Source organism: Novosphingobium sp. B 225, from assembly GCF_002198665.1.
Lineage (GTDB): Bacteria > Pseudomonadota > Alphaproteobacteria > Sphingomonadales > Sphingomonadaceae > Novosphingobium.
In genome coordinates this window covers 70,317-88,403 of the sequence record NZ_MWLM01000070.1, presented here as the reverse complement: position 1 = coordinate 88,403, position 18,087 = coordinate 70,317, and the positions used below count along the sequence as shown (strand labels likewise).

The 18,087-nt window shown below is 64.3% G+C and carries 17 protein-coding genes and 1 pseudogene; 8 read left to right on the top strand and 10 right to left on the bottom strand.

Annotated features, from left to right (window positions below):
* From MNBBLIKP_RS16075 to phhA, 6 genes and pseudogenes are all read right to left on the bottom strand, one after another.
* Entirely contained in the window at nt 1–1,338 is a 1,338-nt protein-coding gene (locus MNBBLIKP_RS16075) for a DUF58 domain-containing protein (RefSeq protein WP_088311280.1), read from the bottom strand.
* 4 nt (nt 1,339–1,342) lie between these two features.
* A complete protein-coding gene (locus MNBBLIKP_RS16070) occupies nt 1,343–2,299 on the bottom strand; it encodes an AAA family ATPase (RefSeq protein ID WP_088311311.1) in 957 nt (318 codons plus the stop codon).
* Nucleotides 2,300–2,823: 524 nt separating this feature from the next.
* Nucleotides 2,824–3,507: pseudogene (locus MNBBLIKP_RS18430) on the bottom strand (DUF4350 domain-containing protein); the annotation flags it as partial.
* Between the two features lie 101 nt (nt 3,508–3,608).
* Nucleotides 3,609–4,253: a hypothetical protein gene (locus tag MNBBLIKP_RS16060; protein ID WP_254913086.1), complete on the bottom strand. Its 645-nt coding sequence runs from the start codon at nt 4,251–4,253 to the stop codon at nt 3,609–3,611.
* A gap of 60 nt (nt 4,254–4,313) precedes the next feature.
* A complete protein-coding gene (locus tag MNBBLIKP_RS16055) occupies nt 4,314–5,207 on the bottom strand; it encodes a prephenate dehydratase (protein WP_088311278.1) in 894 nt (297 codons plus the stop codon).
* A 37-nt stretch (nt 5,208–5,244) separates the two neighbouring features.
* On the bottom strand, nt 5,245–6,168 hold the full coding sequence (phhA, locus tag MNBBLIKP_RS16050) for a phenylalanine 4-monooxygenase (RefSeq protein WP_088311277.1): 924 nt from the start codon (nt 6,166–6,168) through the stop codon (nt 5,245–5,247).
* Nucleotides 6,169–6,257: 89 nt separating this feature from the next.
* On the opposite strand from phhA, the gene ppk2 reads away from it, so the two are divergent.
* Nucleotides 6,258–7,040: a polyphosphate kinase 2 gene (gene ppk2, locus MNBBLIKP_RS16045; protein WP_088311276.1), complete on the top strand. Its 783-nt coding sequence runs from the start codon at nt 6,258–6,260 to the stop codon at nt 7,038–7,040.
* Nucleotides 7,041–7,044: 4 nt separating this feature from the next.
* Here the strand turns inward: ppk2 and MNBBLIKP_RS18135 are convergent, their stop codons facing one another.
* On the bottom strand, nt 7,045–7,182 hold the full coding sequence (locus tag MNBBLIKP_RS18135) for a hypothetical protein (RefSeq protein ID WP_176399810.1): 138 nt from the start codon (nt 7,180–7,182) through the stop codon (nt 7,045–7,047).
* Between the two features lie 92 nt (nt 7,183–7,274).
* A complete protein-coding gene (locus tag MNBBLIKP_RS16040; RefSeq protein ID WP_088311275.1) occupies nt 7,275–7,583 on the bottom strand; it encodes a GNAT family N-acetyltransferase in 309 nt (102 codons plus the stop codon).
* Nucleotides 7,584–7,638: 55 nt separating this feature from the next.
* On the opposite strand from MNBBLIKP_RS16040, the gene MNBBLIKP_RS16035 reads away from it, so the two are divergent.
* Entirely contained in the window at nt 7,639–8,634 is a 996-nt protein-coding gene (locus tag MNBBLIKP_RS16035) for a threonine aldolase family protein (RefSeq protein ID WP_088311309.1), read from the top strand.
* Complete coding sequence (locus MNBBLIKP_RS16030; RefSeq protein ID WP_088311274.1) at nt 8,631–9,533, top strand: DMT family transporter; 903 nt, start codon at nt 8,631–8,633, stop codon at nt 9,531–9,533. The genes MNBBLIKP_RS16035 and MNBBLIKP_RS16030 overlap by 4 nt, the downstream gene beginning before the upstream one ends.
* On the opposite strand, the gene MNBBLIKP_RS16025 is transcribed toward MNBBLIKP_RS16030, so the two are convergent.
* Together MNBBLIKP_RS16025 and MNBBLIKP_RS16020 are read right to left on the bottom strand one after the other, a co-directional pair.
* Complete coding sequence (locus MNBBLIKP_RS16025) at nt 9,486–10,292, bottom strand: NAD(P)-dependent oxidoreductase (RefSeq protein ID WP_088311273.1); 807 nt, start codon at nt 10,290–10,292, stop codon at nt 9,486–9,488. The two genes, MNBBLIKP_RS16030 and MNBBLIKP_RS16025, sit on opposite strands and share 48 nt — an antisense overlap.
* Nucleotides 10,289–11,587, bottom strand: coding sequence for a M48 family metallopeptidase (locus tag MNBBLIKP_RS16020; RefSeq protein WP_088311272.1), 1,299 nt, complete (start codon nt 11,585–11,587; stop codon nt 10,289–10,291). Before MNBBLIKP_RS16020 ends, MNBBLIKP_RS16025 begins: the two co-directional genes overlap by 4 nt.
* 112 nt (nt 11,588–11,699) lie before the next feature.
* Between MNBBLIKP_RS16020 and pepN the strand changes: the two genes are divergently transcribed.
* The 5 genes from pepN to MNBBLIKP_RS15995 all read left to right on the top strand — a co-directional run bounded on the left by pepN (nt 11,700) and on the right by MNBBLIKP_RS15995 (nt 18,015).
* Complete coding sequence (pepN, locus tag MNBBLIKP_RS16015) at nt 11,700–14,315, top strand: aminopeptidase N (RefSeq protein WP_088311271.1); 2,616 nt, start codon at nt 11,700–11,702, stop codon at nt 14,313–14,315.
* Nucleotides 14,308–15,075 (top strand): peptidoglycan editing factor PgeF, encoded by a 768-nt coding sequence (gene pgeF, locus MNBBLIKP_RS16010; RefSeq protein ID WP_088311270.1) that lies wholly within the window; start codon nt 14,308–14,310, stop codon nt 15,073–15,075. Before pepN ends, pgeF begins: the two co-directional genes overlap by 8 nt.
* Before the next feature lie 239 nt (nt 15,076–15,314).
* Nucleotides 15,315–15,881 carry a ubiquinol-cytochrome c reductase iron-sulfur subunit gene (gene petA, locus MNBBLIKP_RS16005; protein WP_088311269.1) on the top strand — a complete coding sequence of 189 codons (567 nt, stop codon included), beginning with the start codon at nt 15,315–15,317 and terminating at the stop codon, nt 15,879–15,881.
* 11 nt (nt 15,882–15,892) lie between these two features.
* On the top strand, nt 15,893–17,173 hold the full coding sequence (locus MNBBLIKP_RS16000) for a cytochrome b (protein WP_088311268.1): 1,281 nt from the start codon (nt 15,893–15,895) through the stop codon (nt 17,171–17,173).
* Between the two features lie 26 nt (nt 17,174–17,199).
* The gene (locus MNBBLIKP_RS15995; protein ID WP_088311267.1) at nt 17,200–18,015 is read left to right on the top strand and encodes a cytochrome c1; all 816 of its coding nucleotides are present in this window, start codon (nt 17,200–17,202) and stop codon (nt 18,013–18,015) included.
* The last annotated feature ends 72 nt before the right edge of the window (nt 18,016–18,087 follow it).

The following is an 18,087-nucleotide window of genomic DNA, read 5'->3' as shown; positions in this document are numbered from 1 at the left end:
TCATCCAATCGCTCCCTTGCGCTTGATCGCCAGGTAGCTGTCGATCAGCCGGGTGCCGATCCGATCATGCGGAGCCTCGATCACGTCCACCCCCATCGCGCGCAGTTTCGACAACACCAGCGCACGCTGGCGCAGCAGCGCATCGGCACTGACCGCCATGGCCAGATCCTGCATCCCGTCGGGCTCGGCTCCGGCCAGGCTTTCCAGCTCTTCGTCGGCCATGGTCACAAACAGCACCAGGTGGCGCCGGGTCAGGCGGCCGATGCTTTCGATCATCAGTTCGGCGCTGGTCGGGTCTGTGAAGTCTGAAAACACCACCACCAGGCTGCGGCGCTGAAGACGCCCGGCCAGGCTGGCCAGTGCGAGCGTGAAATTGGGTTCCTGCGCGTGGTAATCCAGCCCGGCGGCGGCCTGCTGCAGGCGGCGAAATTCGCGCGCGTCGCCCACGAACGGCGTGAACAGTTCGGGCCGCGCGGCAAATCCAAACAGCGCCACCCGGTCTCCCGCTTTCAGCGCGACATAGGCTGTGGTCAGCGCCGCGCTGACCGCCCGGTCGATCCGGGGCAATCCGCCCACCGGCTCGCACATCGCCTGTCCGCAATCGAACGCGAAGACGATCTGGTTGTTGCGCTCGGCCTCCATTTCCTTGGCATAGAGGTGCATGTGGCGCGCACTCGATTTCCAATCGATCCGGCGCTTGTCCATCCCCGGCTGGAATTCGGCGAGCGCTTCGAATACCGAGCCTTCGCCCCGGATCCGCCGTGCGATCAGGCCGAACTGCGCGTCCTTCAGGAACATTTGCAAGGCGGGGGAGCGCACCGCCGCGACATTGGGCCAGACCCGCACTTGCGCGCTCAGCGGGCGGTTGAGCTGGCGCGAGCCCAGCCCCAGCGGGCCGGTCCAGCTCAGCCACATTCGTTCGATCACGCCTGTTCCGCGCCGTGACGGGCGATAGACCAGCCCGCCTTCCCACGGCCCGTCCGGCTCGATCGGAGGCTCGATCGTCAGTTCGCCGCGCCCCGTTGCCAGCAGGCGACCATCGGTGGCCAGCGCCGCCCTGACTGTATGGGGGTAACCGCCAGTGAACCTGGCGCGAGCAATGAACCAGGCCTCCTCGCCCACCTCGACATCGGGGGGCATGGTCAGCTCAGCCTCGCTGACTGTGCCTGCCAGCATGGCATCAAGCAGCACCAGCAGCACAATCCCCAGCGCCAGGATCGGCGCAGCTACCCAGGCCCCTGGCGCACTAGCCGCGATCAGCACCGCCACCGGCGCGCTGACCGCGATCAGCAGCGCCGCACGCGGCGTGGGGACAATCCGGGCGCGGGGCAAGGTCATCGGTTTAGCGCGGCGCCTCGGTGGCTTCGACCAGATCGGCCACCAATGCCTCGACCTGCTTGCCGTCGATCTCTGCCGCCGGGGACAGCAGCAAGCGGTGGCGCAGCACGGCGGTGGCGAGTGCTTTCACATCGTCAGGCAAGACATAGTCGCGCGCATCCAGCGCGGCGCGGGCGCGGGCGGCATTGGCCAGCAGCACGGCGGCGCGCGGACTGGCCCCGGCGGCCAGATCGGCGCTGTCACGCGTGGCGCGGACCAGACGGACCACATAGTCGATCACGCTGTCGGCCAGAGTCACGCCTTTGACAGCCTGTGCGGCGGCGGCGATCAGATCCGGATTGGCGACGGCCGCCACTCCGAAGTCGGCGGGTCGCTGTGGCCCGGCGCGCTGGCCAAAAGTGCTAACGATCCGGGCTTCCTCGACCGCGCTGGGATAGGGCACCAGCAGCTTGAACAAGAACCGGTCGAGCTGCGCCTCGGGCAAGGGATAGACCCCCTGGCTTTCGATCGGGTTCTGCGTTGCCACAACCAGGAAATTTGCAGGGAGTGGATGCGCGGTCCCGTCCAGCGTCACGCGGCGTTCCTGCATGGCCTCCAACAAGGCGGCCTGGGTCTTGGGCGGGGTGCGGTTGATTTCATCGGCCAGCAGCAGTTCGCAAAAGATCGGCCCGCGCGTCAGGGTGAACTGGCTGGTCTGGAAATTGAACAGGTTCGATCCCAGAATGTCCCCCGGCATCAGATCGGGAGTGAACTGGATCCGCCCGAAATCGAGCCCGATCGAGGCTGCGAAGCACTGCGCAAGGAAAGTCTTGGCAGTGCCCGGCGGGCCTTCCAGCAGGACGTGGCCCTGCGCCAGCAAGGCAATCAGCAGGCTGTCGATAGTATCGGTCTGGCCAACCACGGCCTTGCCCACTTCGCCCCGGATCGAGGCTGCAAGCGCGCTGACCTGGCTCAGGGTCATGGAAGTCATCGGATCAGGGTCCTTTCAAGCGAGTGGAGTGCCTGCGCAGCGCGCAGCAGTTCACGAGGGCTGCGCGCCGCACGCAGGCGTGCGGCAGCCTGGGAAAAGGGTTCGGCTTGTGGCGCGCGGGCGGCAAGCGCGCGGTCAATGGCCTGCTCGGTCGCCTCGGGGTCAAGCCGCTGCGGCAAGGCCAGCGCCCGCGCCAGCCGTTCGCGCGCCCGGTCCGCATAAGGCGGAGCGACAAGATAAAGTCGCCCCGTGCGCCGCACCAGCCCAGCCGCATTGCTGACCAGCGCGCGCTTGCCAAAAGCCAGGGTGCGCGTGGCCAGACGCGGTGGCCCAAATCGGTTGAACGCCCGCCACCCGGTTACCAGCGCGGCCAGCAGCAGGCACAGCGTGGCGGCCAGGAACGGCGGAGTGAAGGCCAGGGTCAGCAGGTTCTGCGAGCGAGCGAAGCCGTTGAGCGTCAGATCGAACATGACTTTCTTTTCGGCCCCGTCCAGGCTGGCCTGGACCAGCCGTTCGGCCAGCCGGGCATTGGCCGCATCACCAAAGCCGTAATTGTTGACCAGGTCCGGTTCATACACGAAGACCAGCGGATAGAGCCCGTCGTCATCACCCGGTTCGATCTCGTCTTCAGTCTGGGCAATGGCATCAAGCGAATCCGTCATTCCGCCATCGTTGCCGGCATAGCCCGCCAGCATCCGCCCATCCTGATCACCCGTGACGAGCGGGATCAGATTGTCGCCCTTGGCTGACATCACCGATTCGGAATTGGGCAGTTCGCCCATGGTCCCGCCGCCGGTCCAACGCGCGGTCCTGCCACCGGCGCGCATCGGACTGATCTCGACGCTTTCGGCGTCATGGAATCCGCCCCAGCCGGGGGCCATGGCCCCTTCCAGTGCGGTCCAGCCGGGCTGGGCCTTGGCGCTTTCCTGCGCGCTGACCTGACGGGTTATCCATTTGGGCAGGATCACCAGGGTCGGGCCGATCCGGCGGCGTTGCTCGACAATCCGGCTGATCACTTTGGCATCAGCATTACCCGGCGGGGTCAGCACCAGCAGTCCGCCCTGCTTGAGATTGGCTTTCGACTGCACCCGGCTGACAGCATAGCCGCGTGCTTCAAGGTAATCGGCCATCGCGGCATAGCCGGTCAGCCCTTTGCCGCCGACGGTGGCCTGGCCGTTATTGGTGTTGCCCCCGGTCATCCCTGCGCCGATCAGCCACAAGAAGGCGATGAAAGCCAGGCCGCCGACCACCACCATGCCCAGCACGGTACGCGGGCTGAACGGGCTGGCGGCGCGTTCGGTCATGCCGGGATCCGTTCCAGCGCGAAGCGGGCATAGGCCTCGCGTGCGGCGTGCCAGTCAGTCTGATCGAGCGCGCTCAGCGCAAACAGGCTGCGTTCCACTCGCCCTGCGATCAGGGAAAAGGCCGTTCGCGCAGCTCCCGGCAACTGGGCAATGCCTGCAATTTCGCGCGCGGTGCTGGCGGGGTGGATCCAGTCAGGCCGCGCTTCGGCAATCTGGGCGACGCTGCGCTTGAGCAGCAGGTGAGTCGCTTCGTCAAACCGGCCCTGCCGGGCGAGCTGATCGGCATCTTCGAGCAGCGCCATCGCGGCGTCGCGGTCCGGCGTCCAGGCGGGTTCTTCGGCTGCGGGGCGATTGCGCCGTCCTTCCAGCAAGGGTTCGGCCAGCCGCCAGACGGCCCACAGCACGGCCAGCACCGCCAGCGCGAGCAGGATCCATTGGATCGTCGACCAGCTGGTGCCGATCACCCGGGCGACCGGCTCGAACAGCTCTTTCAGCCATTCGATCCATTCGGGCGGTTTGACCGGTTCGGGGTCGGGCAGCGGCTGATACTGGATCGCGGCGTCGCGGCGCACCTGCTGCCACGCCTCGGCGGCCTGCTGCGCGGCTTCTGCCCCCTTGATTGCCACCGGCTGCGTTGTCACGCCTGCACTGGTGGCATGGCGCAAAGCGCGGGGCAAGAACCGGAAAGCGGCTGTGACGGATTAACCGCGTGCCAGTTCCTGCGGATAGGTGCCCAGCATGCGCAGTTCCTTGCAATGGAACGCCAGCTCTTCCAGCGCGCGGTCCACCGCCGGATCGCCCGGCGCGCCGACGATATCGGCATAGAACGTGGTCGCGGCAAAGCTGGCGCCTTTCTGATAGCTTTCCAGCTTGGTCATGTTGACCCCGTTGGTGGCGAACCCGCCCAGCGCCTTGTACAGCGCGGCGGGGATGTTCTTCACCTCGAACACGAAAGTGGTCATTGTGGTCACATCGTGCTGGCTGGCAGGGTCAAGCGGCGTATTAGCCAGCACCACAAAGCGCGTGGTGTTGTCCGCGGCGTCCTCGACATGGTCTTCGATTACTTTCAGGCCATAAAGTTCGGCAGCGATCCTGGGCGCGACCGCGCAGGCATGCGGATCGTCCATTTCAGCGACATAGGCCGCAGCGCCTGCCGTATCGGCATAGGCCATCGGCACGATCCCGCGTGCGCGCAGGTAATTGCGCGACTGGCCCAGCGCCTGCGGGTGCGAATAGGCAGCGGTGAACGGGCCATCGCCTTTGGCCATCAGCGCCGCGTGGATCGGCAGGAAATGCTCGCCAACGATGCTCAGCCCGCTTTCGGGCAGGAGAAAATGTATGTCGGCGACACGGCCATGCTGCGAATTTTCGATCGGAATGATCGCCTTGGCGGCGCGGCCATCCTTTACCGCTTCCAGCGCGTCTTCAAAACTGAAGCATGGCAGCGGCAGACAATCGGGCGCATATTCCATCGCCGCGCGATGCGAATTGGCCCCGGGTGCGCCCTGAAAGCTGATCGCACGGGCCGGATCTGCGGCGGCGGCGGCAGCCATTTCCTGAACACGGGCGAGCGCTGGGGCAGGGTAACTATGCATCGCTTGCCCCTAAGCGCCGAAAATCGGGCCTGCAACCCTATACGGGCGCGGCGCCCGAACCGCGCCCGCCGCGCAGGAAATATTCCAGCGAGCCGCGATGCAATACATCGTCGACATCGATCACCGCGGTATTGGCATAAGTGAACCCCGGCGAGAGCGAACGGTACAGCCGGTCGAAATCCCGATCGACCGTGTCATGGAACAGCTCCGCAAAGCTTTCGATCACAAAATAGGTCGGTTGCAGATCGTCGATCACATAGTCGGTCCGCATCACCCGGTCGACGTTGAGCATGATCCGGTTCGGGCTTTCAGCCTCAAGGCAGAACACCGCCTCGGTCGGCCCGGACAGGATGCCCGCACCATAGGCGCGCAGCCCATCCGCTTCCTGGATCAGCCCGAATTCGACTGTGTACCAATAAAGCGCGCCCAGCGCCTTCAGCCGGTTATAGCGCATCGCCTTCCACCCGGCGCGGCCGTATTCCTGCATATAATCGGCATAAGTCGGGTCGGCCAGCATCGGCACATGCCCGAACACGTCGTGGAACACATCGGGTTCCTGGATATAGTCAAACGTCTCGCGCGTACGGATGAAGTTACCCGCCGGAAAGCGCCGGTTGGCAAGGTGCCAGAAGAATACATGGTCGGGGATCAGCATCGGCACCGGCACCACGCTCCACCCGGTCAGCGCGCCCAGTTCCTCGCTCAGCCGGGCGAAGTCCGGCACTCCGCCGCGCCCAAGGTCAAGCCGGTCGAGCCCGTTGAGGAAGGCGCTGGCGGCGCGGTCGGGCAACACTTCCATCTGCCGCGCGAACAATTCGTCCCAGATCGCATGCTCATCCGCAGTGTAGCTATGTTGCGCGGGTTCGATCCAGTCCTCCCCCAATCCCGCCGGACGCTTGAGCGGGGCGGTGAACACGTGGCTGCCCAGATCGGGCAGGCGGGCAAAGTCGGTTTCGGACATGGTTGCAATTGTAACTTTATCAAAGCGGGACGGCAACGCCCGATTTGCCATCTTGCCAGCATGGGGCCTGCGGCGCATTCCTGTCCCCCATGAAACAGCTCAAACGCAAGAAGTTCGACAAGCTCTATGCCCCGCTGGAGGAAGAGCTGGTGGCCATGGCCCGCTGGGCGGCGAAAACCGGGGCACGGGTGCTGGTGCTGTTCGAAGGGCGCGACACGGCCGGCAAGGGCGGGGCAATTCAGGCCGTTGCCCGCCCGCTCAACCCGCGCCAATGCCGCACCGTGGCCTTGCCCAAGCCCAGCGACCGCGAAAAGTCCCAGTGGTATTTCCAGCGCTATGCGGCACACCTGCCCGCTGCCGGGGAAGTGGTGCTGTTCGATCGCAGCTGGTACAACCGCGCCGGGGTGGAGCAGGTGATGGGCTTTGCCACGCCGGACCAGGTCGATCTGTTCCTCAAACAAGTACCGCAGTTCGAACAGATGCTGGTTGAAGACGGGATCCTGCTGTTCAAATACTGGCTGACCACCGATCAGGCGGAACAGGAAAAGCGCTTCAGGGAGCGGCTGGAAGACCCGCTCAAGCGCTGGAAGCTATCGCCAATCGATGCCGCTGCGCGCGAGAAATACGATGCCTATACGCTTGCGCGCGAAACGATGCTGAAGGCCACTCACACGCCCCAAGCGCCCTGGACCCTGGTTGATTTCAATGACCAGCGCCGTGGCCGCCTCACCCTGATCCGCGACTTGCTGGACCGCTTGCCTGATACCAAGGTTGAACCCGAGGAAGTGGATCTGCCGCCCTTAGGGCACGAACCATCGGATGAAGGCTATACCGTGCTCAAGCCGATCAAGAGTTTCGGCGAAGACCGGTGATCATTTAATCCGGCCGGGCCGCGCGCGGGCTTCCAGCCGCTGGAGTATCGAGCTTTCTTAGCACGGCGCGGCCATCGGCGGTGTTGTGGATCCAGACATAAAGCCCGGCCACGGCAGCCATGGCATAGAAGACGTAACGCACGGCATCCTCCTGACGGCGGACCCTGCACCCGGCCGGTTAACGCTGACCTAAGCAATAGCCCTGCGGGACATGGTTCACAGCGTAACCATTGTCTATGCCCGCAGCCCCGCCCAGTCGGGATGGCGATCGAAAGCGGCGGCGACATAGCTGCATGCCGGATCGATCCTGAACTGCTGGGCCTGGGCATCGGCGATCAAGGCCTCCACCAGCCGGGCCGCCACGCCGCGCCCCCCGATTTCGCGGGGCACCAGAGTGTGATCGGCCACGCGCACCGGACCAGCCGGATCATCGCGCCGCACCCAGGTAAGCCGCCCGACTGACGCCGCACCAGGGACATGGGCATGGTATTCGCCGCGTTCGGCATTGCCATGGCGGGTGATCGAGACTTGATCCTGGTCCATTGCCGCTCTCCTGCAAGCTTGACGCGGAGGGCACCCGCGCTCCATCAAGATGGTGATGCAATTCCTGTCCGACAATGCCGCTCCCGTTCACCCACAGGTCTGGGCCGCCATGCAGGCGGCCGACGCTGCTCAGCCGCCCTATGACGGTGACAGGCTGAGCCAGGCGCTTGATGAACGATTTTCTGCACTGTTTGAACAAAGCTGCGCGGTGCTGTGGGTGGCCACGGGAACGGCGGCGAACTGCCTGGCACTGGCAACTATGGTCCCGCCGCACGGCGGCGTGATCTGCCACAGCGAGGCTCATATCGAGACGGATGAATGCGGCGCCCCCGGTTTTTACACCCACGGGGCAAAGCTGCTGCTGGGCGACGGGCCCGGCGCAAAGCTGGATGGCGCGGCGATCCGCTCAGTGCTGGGCACGATCCGCAATGATGTCCATCAGGTTCAGGCCCACGCCCTGTCGATCACCCAGGCCAGCGAATATGGTCTGACCTACAAGCCTGATGAACTGGCCGAGGTGGCCGGAGCAGCGCGCGCGGCTGGGCTGAAACTGCATATCGATGGTGCGCGGTTCGGAAATGCCGTCGCCTCGCTGGGGTGCAGCCCGCGCGTGGCCTGCCTGGGAGCCGATGCGCTCAGCTTCGGCTGCGTCAAGAACGGAGCGATGAGCGCGGAGGCGATCGTCTTTTTCGATGAAAGCCTCGCCGATCTGGCGCGTCTGCGCCGCAAACGCGCCGGGCATCTGCAATCCAAGGGGCGGTTCATGGCCGCGCAACTGCTTGCCATGCTTGATCAGGACCTGTGGCTGGCCAATGCCCGCGCGGCCAATGCCGCGGCGCAGGAACTGGCCACGGCGGCGGCGGGGCGGCTGCTCTATCCGGTTGAGGCGAACGAGGTGTTCCTGCATCTGTCCCCGGCGGAGCGTGAGGCGCTGCGCGCGCAGGGCTTCTCCTTTTATGACTGGGGCGCAGACGCGGCGCGGCTGGTCACGGCGTGGAATGCCCGCGCCGAACATGTCCAGGCGCTGGCCCGCGCGATCGCCGCGCTGTGAGCGCTGCGCGCGGTAACGCCAGTTCGGTCGCCGCCTTCCTGCTGATCGCGCTGATCTGGGGATCGACCTGGCTGGTGATCAAGGACCAGATCAGCGCCGTTCCGCTAGGCTGGACTGTAACCTGGCGGTTCCTGCTTGCCGCGATCGGCATGTTTGCCCTGGCGCTGGTGCGGCGCGATCCCCTGTGGCTGGAACCGGCGGCGATGCGGCTTGCTCTGATGGTCGGGCTGTTCCAGTTCTTTGGCAATTTCCAGCTGGTCTACCGTTCGGAACACTACCTCGCGTCGGGTCTGGTCGCGGTGATGTTCGCGCTGCTGCTGGTGCCCAATGCGGTGCTGGCGCGGGTGTTTCTGGGCGCGCGGATGACTGCGCGGTTCCTGGCGGGCAGCGCCGTGGCGCTCGGCGGCATCGCCATGCTGCTGATCCATGAATACCGCGCCGCGCCAGCGGGCGAGGCTGTGCTGACCGGCGCGGCCCTGGTCTGCGGCGCGCTGCTTTGTGCTTCCACTTCCAATGTCTTGCTGGCCGGACCGCTGGCGCGGCGTCAGCCGGCCGTGCCGCTGATCGGCTGGGCGATGGTCTGGGGCACATTGGCCGATGCACTGTTTGCCTGGGTCACAACCGGCGCTCCGCAGTTCGATCCGCGCCCGCAATATGTCTGGGGCGTGGTCTATCTCGCGCTGATCGGATCGGTGGTCACCTTTCCTTTGTATTTTGCGCTGATCCGCGATTGGGGGCCGGGCAAAGCGGCCTACAATGGCGTGCTGGTGCCGGTGGTGGCCATGGCGCTGTCGACCGCGTTCGAAGGCTACCGCTGGACCGCACTGGCCGCGGCGGGTTCGGTTCTGGCCCTATCCGGCCTGCTGATCGCGCTGGGCGGCCGCGAGGCACGCGGCTAACCCTTCGCGGTAGGTCGGATAGCGCGGCTGCCAGCCCAGCACCCGCTTGGCCTTGCCATTCGCAACCCGGCGGTTTTCCGCATAGAATGCGCGGGCCATCGGGCCGAGCCCGGCTTCGTCCAGCGTCTGCACCGGCGGCGGGGCCAGGCTGAGCAAGCGGCAAGCCTCCTCGATCACCGCATTCTGGCTGCACGGTGCATCATCGGCCAGGTTGTAGGCCCCGGCAGGAGCGTCCAGCGCGGCCATGGCACCGCTGACGATGTCATCCACGTGGACCCGGCTGAACACCTGCCCCGGCAAGTCGATCCGGTGGGCCCGCCTTTCACGTACCCGCTCCAGCGCGGAGCGGCCCGGGCCATAGATTCCCGGCAGCCGCAGCACCCGCGCGCCGCGCGCCAGCCACTGGGCATCAGTCTCGGCCCGCGCGGTGCGGCGGCCTTGCCCGATGGCGGCGCTTTCATCGACCCAGGCCCCGCCGGTGTCGCCATAGACCCCGGTCGATGACAGGTAGAGCAGCACTTTGCCGGCGAGGCCGCCGCCATAGGCATCCAGCACCGGATCGCAGCCTTCGCCCGATGGCGGGACCGAACTCAGCACGTGGCTGGCATCGGCCAGGGCCAGGCGGACATTGCCCGCGTCTTCAAAGCGCAGCGTTCCCGACCGGCCGGTCGAGACGACGTCCCAGCCTTGCTGTTCCAGCGCGCCTGCAAGCCGGGTGGCGCTATAGCCCAGCCCGAAGATGAAAAAGCGGGGCTTCACTTCGCTTCGGGCTGATCCTGCTGCATCGGTGGCGGCACGACCATCTGTGCGCCGGGCACATGATCCTTCTTCCACTGCATCGACATCCGCACCCGCGTTGCGCCCGACGGGTGATCGAAGAACAGCATTTCCTCGATCGGGCCGGGTTCGATCTTGCGGTATTCGGACAGCTTCATTGCGGTCAGGGCAAAGCCATCGGGCTCGCGCGCCACATCCAGGCCAAAGGCATCGGCATCGCTTTCGTTGACGCGCACCAGCGTGTTGGTGATCGGGGTGACCAGCAGGCCCGCCATAGCCAGCAACATTCCGAACACCGGCATCGAAGCCGGATCGGCCAGGTCTCGCACGCCCCACCGTTCGCCATAGCGGGCGATCAGGGCTGGCGCTGCGCGAGAAATCGCGAAGAACACCAGTGCCGCCAACAGCGACATCACCAGAATTCCGCGCCAGACATGGCCCAGCACATAGTGACCCATTTCATGCCCCATCACCGCTGCCGTTTCGGGCAGAGTGGTGCGGTTGAGCAGATTGTCGTTCAGGCTGATCCGGATCGTCGGTCCCAGGCCGCTGACATTGGCGGAAATCCGCTTGGTCTGCTTCGAAGCGTCGAACAGGTAAATGTGCTCGGCCGGAACATCGCGCGATTTGGCCATGGCGACGATCCGGTCACGCACCGGCCCGGCAGGCAGTTCGGTGTATTTGTTGAACAGGGGCGCGATATAAACGGGGGCGATCAGCGCGCCCAGCATGACGAAGAACAGCACTACGCCGGTCGCCAGCATCCACCAGTTCCTGGGAAAGCGGCGGATTACGGCATAGATTGCCACGACCATCAGCGGAAAGAACACCAGCGAGATTGCCGTGGCGGTAATCTGGTCACCCAGCCAGCCACCAAAGCTCTGGTTCATCAGGCCATACTGCTGTTCCCGCAGGAAACCGGTGTAAATTGCCCAGGGAAAGGTCACTATCGAGCCCCACAGCCCATAGAGCAGCGCCGTCCCCCAGACCACCAGGTTGGGCCGCGCGAACCGGCCCGAAACCTTGTCGCGCACCCAGGCGGAGATGCGAAACCGCAACATCAGTGCATCGGTCAGGAACGAAACCAGCGCACCCCACAGGATCAGCCAATAGCCGCCTTCGAAATAAGCGTCTGACTTGGCCCGCGCTGCACCTTGCAGCGTATCGAGATAGGCCCGCGTCGCGGCTTCGACATCGAAGCTCTGGGCATGGGCCAGCCCCGGCAGGGCCAGTGCGGCCAAAGCGGCGAGCGAGAGGGCAATTCGGCGTTTCTGCATCGGCGTAATCCCCACCTGTCTTATCTGACTAATACGGGTGGAGCGTGCTCGCCGGACTGTCAAGTGCAACAATGCCCTTGGCCATGGCCCCCTTGCCCCGGTAGACAGGGGCATGATCGACGCCAGCCTCCAGATTCCCGCCCCGCCCCAGGTGATTTACCGCGCAGACTATGCGCCGCCCGAATGGCTGATCCCGCAAACCCGGCTGAACTTCGCGCTGGGCATCGAAGCGACCCGGGTTCAGGCCAGCCTTGATGTCACGCGCAACCCGGCCGGGGCCGGCGAAGGTCCGCTGCGGCTGAACGGTGACGGGCTGACCGCGCAGGGTGTCTGGATCGACGGCCTGCTCAGCAATGCTTGGCGGATGGAGGGCGACGATCTGCTAATCGACCTGCCCGGCGAGGCGCACAATGTAAGGATCGAAACTCTGATCGATCCCAAAGCCAATACCCAGCTGATGGGGCTCTATGCCTCAAACGGAATGCTGTGCACCCAGTGCGAGGCCGAAGGGTTCCGCCGGATCACTTTCTTCCCGGACCGGCCCGATGTGCTGTCGGTCTATACCGTGCGGATGGAAGGACCCAGGGATCTGTTCCCGGTGTTGCTGTCCAACGGCAATTGCACCGCCCGGGGTGAAGGCGCAGACGGCCTGCATTGGGCCGAATGGCACGATCCCTGGCCCAAGCCGAGCTACCTGTTTGCGCTGGTAGCGGGCGATCTGGTTGCCAACCATGATACCTTCGTCACCTGTTCGGGCCGCACGGTCGATCTCAATATCTGGGTGCGCGATGGCGATCAGGATCGCACTCAGCATGCCATGGCTGCGCTCAAGGCCAGCATGAAGTGGGACGAAGAGGTGTTCGGGCGGGAATACGATCTGGACCTGTTCAACATCGTCGCCGTGTCCGATTTCAACATGGGTGCGATGGAGAACAAAGGGCTCAACGTCTTCAACACCCGTTACATTCTGGCCGATCCCGATACCGCGACCGACCTCGATTATGACGGGATCGAAGGCGTGGTCGCGCACGAATATTTCCACAACTGGTCGGGCAACCGCGTGACCTGCCGTGACTGGTTCCAACTGAGCCTCAAGGAAGGCTTCACCGTGCTGCGTGACCAGCTGTTCAGCCAGGACATGGGCAGCGAAGCGGTCAAGCGGATCGAGGATGTGCGGGTGCTGCGCTCTGCCCAGTTCCCCGAAGACAGCGGGCCGCTGGCCCACCCGATCCGGCCTGACAGCTTTCAGGAAATTTCCAACTTCTATACCGCCACCGTCTATAACAAGGGCGCGGAAGTGATCCGGATGATGCGGACCATGGCCGGGCCCGAGCGGTTCCGGCAAGGCACCGATCTCTACTTTGAGCGGCACGATGGCGAAGCGGCGACCTGTGAAGACTTCGTCCTGGCGATGGAGCAGGGCGCAGGGCTCGATCTGGCGCAGTTCCGCCGCTGGTATTCGCAAGCCGGCACTCCCAAAGTCGAAGCGCGGCTGACGCATTGCGGCGATGTGGCCACGTTGACGCTGAAACAAACGGTGCCGCCGACCCCCGGCCAAAGTGAAAAGCAGCCGATGGTGATCCCGCTGCGGATCGCGCTGTTCGATCGCAAGACCGGAAAACACCACGGCGAACAACTGATTACGCTGAACGAGCCGCAGGCGAGCTTTACCTTTACCGGATTCGGCGAACGCCCGGTGCTGTCGATCAACCGGGGTTTCTCCGCACCTGTGGCGATCGATGCCGACCTGGCGAGCGCCGATCTGGTGTTCCTGGCGGCGCAGGATGACGATCCGTTTGCGCGCTATGAGGCGATGCAGCAGCTGGTTGTCCAGCATCTGGTCGCGGTAATCGGCGGCGGGACGCTGTGCGATGCCGAGAAGCAGGCCGGGCGCGAAGCGATCCGGGGGGCGCTGGCGGCAGTGATCGGTGATCCGGGGCTCGACGATCTGATGCGCGGCGAACTGATGATCCTGCCGGGTGAAGCCTATCTGGCCGAACAGTTTCTCGTTGCCGATCCGGGTGCGATCCATGCCGAGCGTGAGGCGCTGAAGGCCTGGCTTGGTGCCAGCCTCAAGGCAGAGCTGCGAGAACTGCATGCGCGGGCCAGCGCGGTGCCCTACAGCCTTAGCGCAGCGGCGCGGGGCAGCCGCAAGCTCAAGACCCAGGCGCTGGTCTATCTCGCTGCCGGGGCTCCGGACGAAGCTGCCATCCTCGCTGCGGCCCAATATGATGCGGCCGACAACATGACGGACCGGCAAGGAGCCCTGATGGTGCTGTGCGGGCTCGACACTCCGCTGCGTGAAGATCGGCTGGCCCATTTCCACCAGCGCTTCGCCGGTAATGCCCTGGTGATCGACAAGTGGTTTTCACTCCAAGCCGGGTCGCTCAGCCCGCAGGTGCTTGGCCATGTCAAGGCGCTGGCCTGTCATCCGGACTTCACCATGACCAATCCCAACCGCGTTCGTGCGCTCTACATGGCCATGGCGGTGAACCCCGGCGCGTTTCATGTGGCTAGCGGGGAAGGATACCGGATCATTGCCGATCTCATCCTCGCGCTCGATCCGGTCAACGCGCAGACTGCCGCACGGTTTGTTGCACCCTTGGGGCGGTGGAAGCGGATCGAGCCGGGCCGTTCGGCGCTGATGCGCGCCGAGCTTGAGCGAATCCTCGCGGCACCGGGACTGTCGAAGGACACCTTTGAACAAGTGAGCAAGAGCCTTGGCTGAAGCAGTGGAAGTGTTTCGCGCCGAGGTGCTGGCCGCAGTGCCGCACGGCTTCCTTGGACGGCGCGGCGGTGTGTCGACCGGGCTGGTCGCCGGGCTCAATGTCGGACTTGGTGCCGGGGATGAAGACGGGGCGGTCCAGGCCAATCGCGCGCTGGCTGTAGCGGCGGTATCGCCAGGGGCGCGGCTCGCAACGGTCTATCAGGTTCATTCTCCGGAATGTGTGGTGGCACGCGCACCCTGGCCCGATGCAGAGCGACCGCATGCCGATGCGCTGGTTACCGATCAGCCGGGCCTGCTGCTCGGTATCGTCACTGCGGATTGTGCCCCGGTGCTGCTGGCCGATCCGGAGGCCGGCGTCGTCGGTGCGGCCCACGCCGGGTGGAAAGGCGCGGTCGCCGGGGTGACCGATCAGACGCTCGCGGCAATGGAGGCCCTTGGCGCGCGCCGTGAACGAATCAGCGCTGCGATTGGACCCTGCATCGCTCAGCCGAGCTATGAAGTGGACGCCGCGTTTCGGGATCGGTTCGTGGCGAACAACGCCGAATCCGCGCATTGCTTCGCTGCCGGACGGGCGGACCATTACCAGTTTGATCTGGAGCTCTATGTTGCCGCCAGGCTCCAGAATGCCGGAATTCGGCGGGTTGAGCGGCTTGCACTCGACACCTATCCCGCTCCAGAGCGCTTCTTCAGCTACCGCCGCGCAACCCATCACAACGAAGCGAATTACGGTCGGCAGATCAGCCTGATCGGGCTTGCCTGAGCGCTCTGCGAAAAGCTCCACAATTGGTGTAAAAAACGCTGTTGGCAGCGCGGCCCTTCGCGTCTATCAGGCCCCCCAAACCGTTCGCGCGCCCTGCGTTGCGTGGCGCATGCGCGGTTGGTCCAGGGGGGTTTCAGGCTATTGCGGCTTAACGCCCCGAAGACAGGATTTGGTGCGGGTTGTCGCAGGTGCAAGGGGCCTCTGCGGGAATTCCGGCAAAGAGCAGGATAGGTTCGACCATGGCACAAGATGCTGGCACCGACACTCCGGCCGCGGAAGGCGGCGAAGGGGTTCGTCGGCGCGATTTCATCAATATCGCTGCGGTAAGCGCGGCCGGAATCGGCGGCGTTTCGCTGGTTTACCCGCTGATCAGCCAGATGGCCCCTTCGGCCGACGTGCTGGCTGAAAGCTCGACTGAGGTCGATATCAGTGCGGTCCAGCCCGGCCAGACTATCAAGCGTATCTTTCGCAAGCAGCCGCTGTTCATCCGTTCCTTGACGGCCAAGGAAATCGAAGAAGCGAACGCGGTGGACGTCACCAGCCTGCGCGACCCGCAGACTCTGGCCGAACGCACCAAGGAAGGCCATGAAAACTGGCTGATCACCATGGGCGTCTGCACCCACCTGGGCTGCGTGCCGCAAGGCGCGGGCGAAGGTGAGGTCAAAGGTGAGTTCGGCGGGTATTTCTGCCCATGCCACGGCTCGTCCTATGATACGGCCGCGCGCATCCGCAAGGGTCCGGCTCCCAAGAACCTGGAAGTGCCGCCCTACGAATTTACTTCCGACACTGTCGTCAAGATCGGCTGAGGGTCCCGACCATGAGCTTTCCCTGGGCAAACGAATATAAGCCGAGCCACCCCTTCATGGTGTGGATGGACGAAAAGCTGCCTTTGCCGCGGCTGGTCTACAACGCGGTCGGCGGCGGCTATGAAGTGCCGCGCAACCTCAACTACATGTGGAACTTCGGTTTCCTGGCAGGTCTCTGCCTGGTCATCCAGATCGTTACGGGTGTGGTCCTGGCGATGCATTACGGCGGTGATACCCGCGTGGCATTCGATTCGACCGAACACATCATGCGCGACGTCAACTGGGGCTGGATGCTGCGTTATGGCCACGCCAATGGCGCTTCGGCCTTCTTCGTGGTGGTCTATGCCCACATCTTCCGCGGCTTCTATTACGGTTCGTACAAGGCCCCGCGTGAAATGGTCTGGCTGCTTGGCGTCGTTATCTTCCTGTTGATGATGGCCACGGCTTTCATGGGCTATGTGCTCCCTTGGGGCCAGATGTCCTACTGGGGCGCGCAGGTGATCACCGGACTGTTCTCGGCAATTCCGGTGGTTGGCGATGGCCTGCACACCTGGCTGCTGGGCGGTTTCGCACCCGACAACGCCACGCTGAACCGGTTCTTCTCGCTGCACTTCCTGCTGCCCTTCGTGATCCTGGGTGTCGTCATCCTGCACGTCTGGGCGCTGCACATCCCGGGTTCGTCGAACCCGACCGGCGTGGAAGTGAAGAGCCAGAGCGATACCGTGCCGTTCTATCCCTACTTCGTAGGCAAGGACGGGTGGACGATCGGTCTGTTCATGATCCTGTACAGCGCGATGGTGTTCTTCATGCCGAACGCGCTGGGCCATCCGGACAACTACATTCCGGCCAACCCGATGCAGACCCCGGCTGAAATCGTGCCCGAATGGTATTTCTGGCCGTTCTACGCGATCTTGCGCAGCTTCACCCAGGACTTCTTCATGGTCCCGGCGAAGCTGATGGGTGTGCTGGCGATGTTTGCCGCGATCCTGGTCTGGTTCTTCCTGCCCTGGCTCGACAAGTCGCCGGTACGTTCGGGCACCTATCGCCCGCTCTACCGCAAGTTCTTCTGGGTCCTGGTGCTGGATGTGCTGGTACTCGGTTATTGCGGCGGCAAGGCTGCCGAGCAGCCTTATGTGCTGATGGCGCAGTTGGCTTCGCTTTATTACTTCCTGCACTTCTTCGTGATCGTGCCGATCGTTTCGTCGATCGAGCGCCCCGATCCGTTGCCGTTTTCCATCACCGAGTCCGTTCTGGGCCAGGATGATGCGGCAACTCTGGGCGCCAAGAGCTGAACGGCAGCGAGAGGGAAACAGACACCATGACCCGTATCATCTCCATTCTCGTCGGCCTGTTCTTTGCCGGTGCACTCGCCTGGTCACTGCTGTGGGACACGCTTGGTCTTGCCCATGACGGCCTGCCGCACACTGTCGAAAAGGCGTTCCATGAACACCCCAAGCCGCTGGCGCTGGCCAGCGACGGCTGGTTCGGCAAGTTCGATCGCCAGCAACTGCAGCGCGGTTTCCAGGTTTACCAGGAAGTTTGCGCGGCCTGCCATTCGATCAAGCATGTCGCGTTCCGTGACCTGGCCGATCTGGGCTATCATGAAGCCGAAGTGAAAGCGATTGCCGCCAAGGCGACGATCAATGCCAAGGATCCGCTGACTGGCGAGCTCAAGGACCGTCCGGGCCTGCCCAGCGATCGCTTCCCGCCGGTGGTCTATGCGGGGCAGGGCGTTCCGCCTGACCTTTCGCTGATCACCAAGGCGCGCCACGGCGGTGCTGCGTACATCTACTCGCTGCTGATCGGCTACCAGGCGCAGCCAGCCAAGCTGCTCAAGGAATTCCCTGACGCCAAGACGCCAGAAGGGCTGTTCTACAACCCGTACTTTGCCAACCTCAACCTCGCCATGCCGGCTCCGCTGACCAGCGAAGGTCAGGTGACCTATGGCGATGGCACCAAGGCGACGGTTGACCAGATGGCGCAGGACGTTTCGGCCTTCCTCGTCTGGACCGCCGAACCCGAACTGGAGAAGCGGCATCAGACCGGGCTCTGGTGGCTGGGCTTCCTGCTGTTCGCCACCGTGCTGGCCTATATGTCGTACCGCAATATCTGGGCGGAGAAGAAGGGCCACTAAGCCTTTCGACTCCCCCGATTGCGGTCATGAAAAAGCCCCCGGTACCATGTGGTGCCGGGGGCTTTTCCGTTC

Bases quoted from the DNA above. Each gene is read 5' to 3' on its own strand.
- MNBBLIKP_RS16020 (WP_088311272.1), bottom strand. From the start codon at position 11,587: ATGCAGAAACGCCGAATTGCCCTCTCGCTCGCCGCTTTGGCCGCACTG.
- MNBBLIKP_RS16075 (WP_088311280.1), bottom strand. From the start codon at position 1,338: ATGACCTTGCCCCGCGCCCGGATTGTCCCCACGCCGCGTGCGGCGCTG.
- MNBBLIKP_RS16040 (WP_088311275.1), bottom strand. From the start codon at position 7,583: ATGGACCAGGATCAAGTCTCGATCACCCGCCATGGCAATGCCGAACGC.
- MNBBLIKP_RS16035 (WP_088311309.1), top strand. From the start codon at position 7,639: ATGCAATTCCTGTCCGACAATGCCGCTCCCGTTCACCCACAGGTCTGG.
- MNBBLIKP_RS16055 (WP_088311278.1), bottom strand. From the start codon at position 5,207: ATGCATAGTTACCCTGCCCCAGCGCTCGCCCGTGTTCAGGAAATGGCT.
- pepN (WP_088311271.1), top strand. From the start codon at position 11,700: ATGATCGACGCCAGCCTCCAGATTCCCGCCCCGCCCCAGGTGATTTAC.
- phhA (WP_088311277.1), bottom strand. From the start codon at position 6,168: ATGTCCGAAACCGACTTTGCCCGCCTGCCCGATCTGGGCAGCCACGTG.
- MNBBLIKP_RS16070 (WP_088311311.1), bottom strand. From the start codon at position 2,299: ATGACCCTGAGCCAGGTCAGCGCGCTTGCAGCCTCGATCCGGGGCGAA.
- petA (WP_088311269.1), top strand. From the start codon at position 15,315: ATGGCACAAGATGCTGGCACCGACACTCCGGCCGCGGAAGGCGGCGAA.
- MNBBLIKP_RS16000 (WP_088311268.1), top strand. From the start codon at position 15,893: ATGAGCTTTCCCTGGGCAAACGAATATAAGCCGAGCCACCCCTTCATG.
- MNBBLIKP_RS15995 (WP_088311267.1), top strand. From the start codon at position 17,200: ATGACCCGTATCATCTCCATTCTCGTCGGCCTGTTCTTTGCCGGTGCA.
- ppk2 (WP_088311276.1), top strand. From the start codon at position 6,258: ATGAAACAGCTCAAACGCAAGAAGTTCGACAAGCTCTATGCCCCGCTG.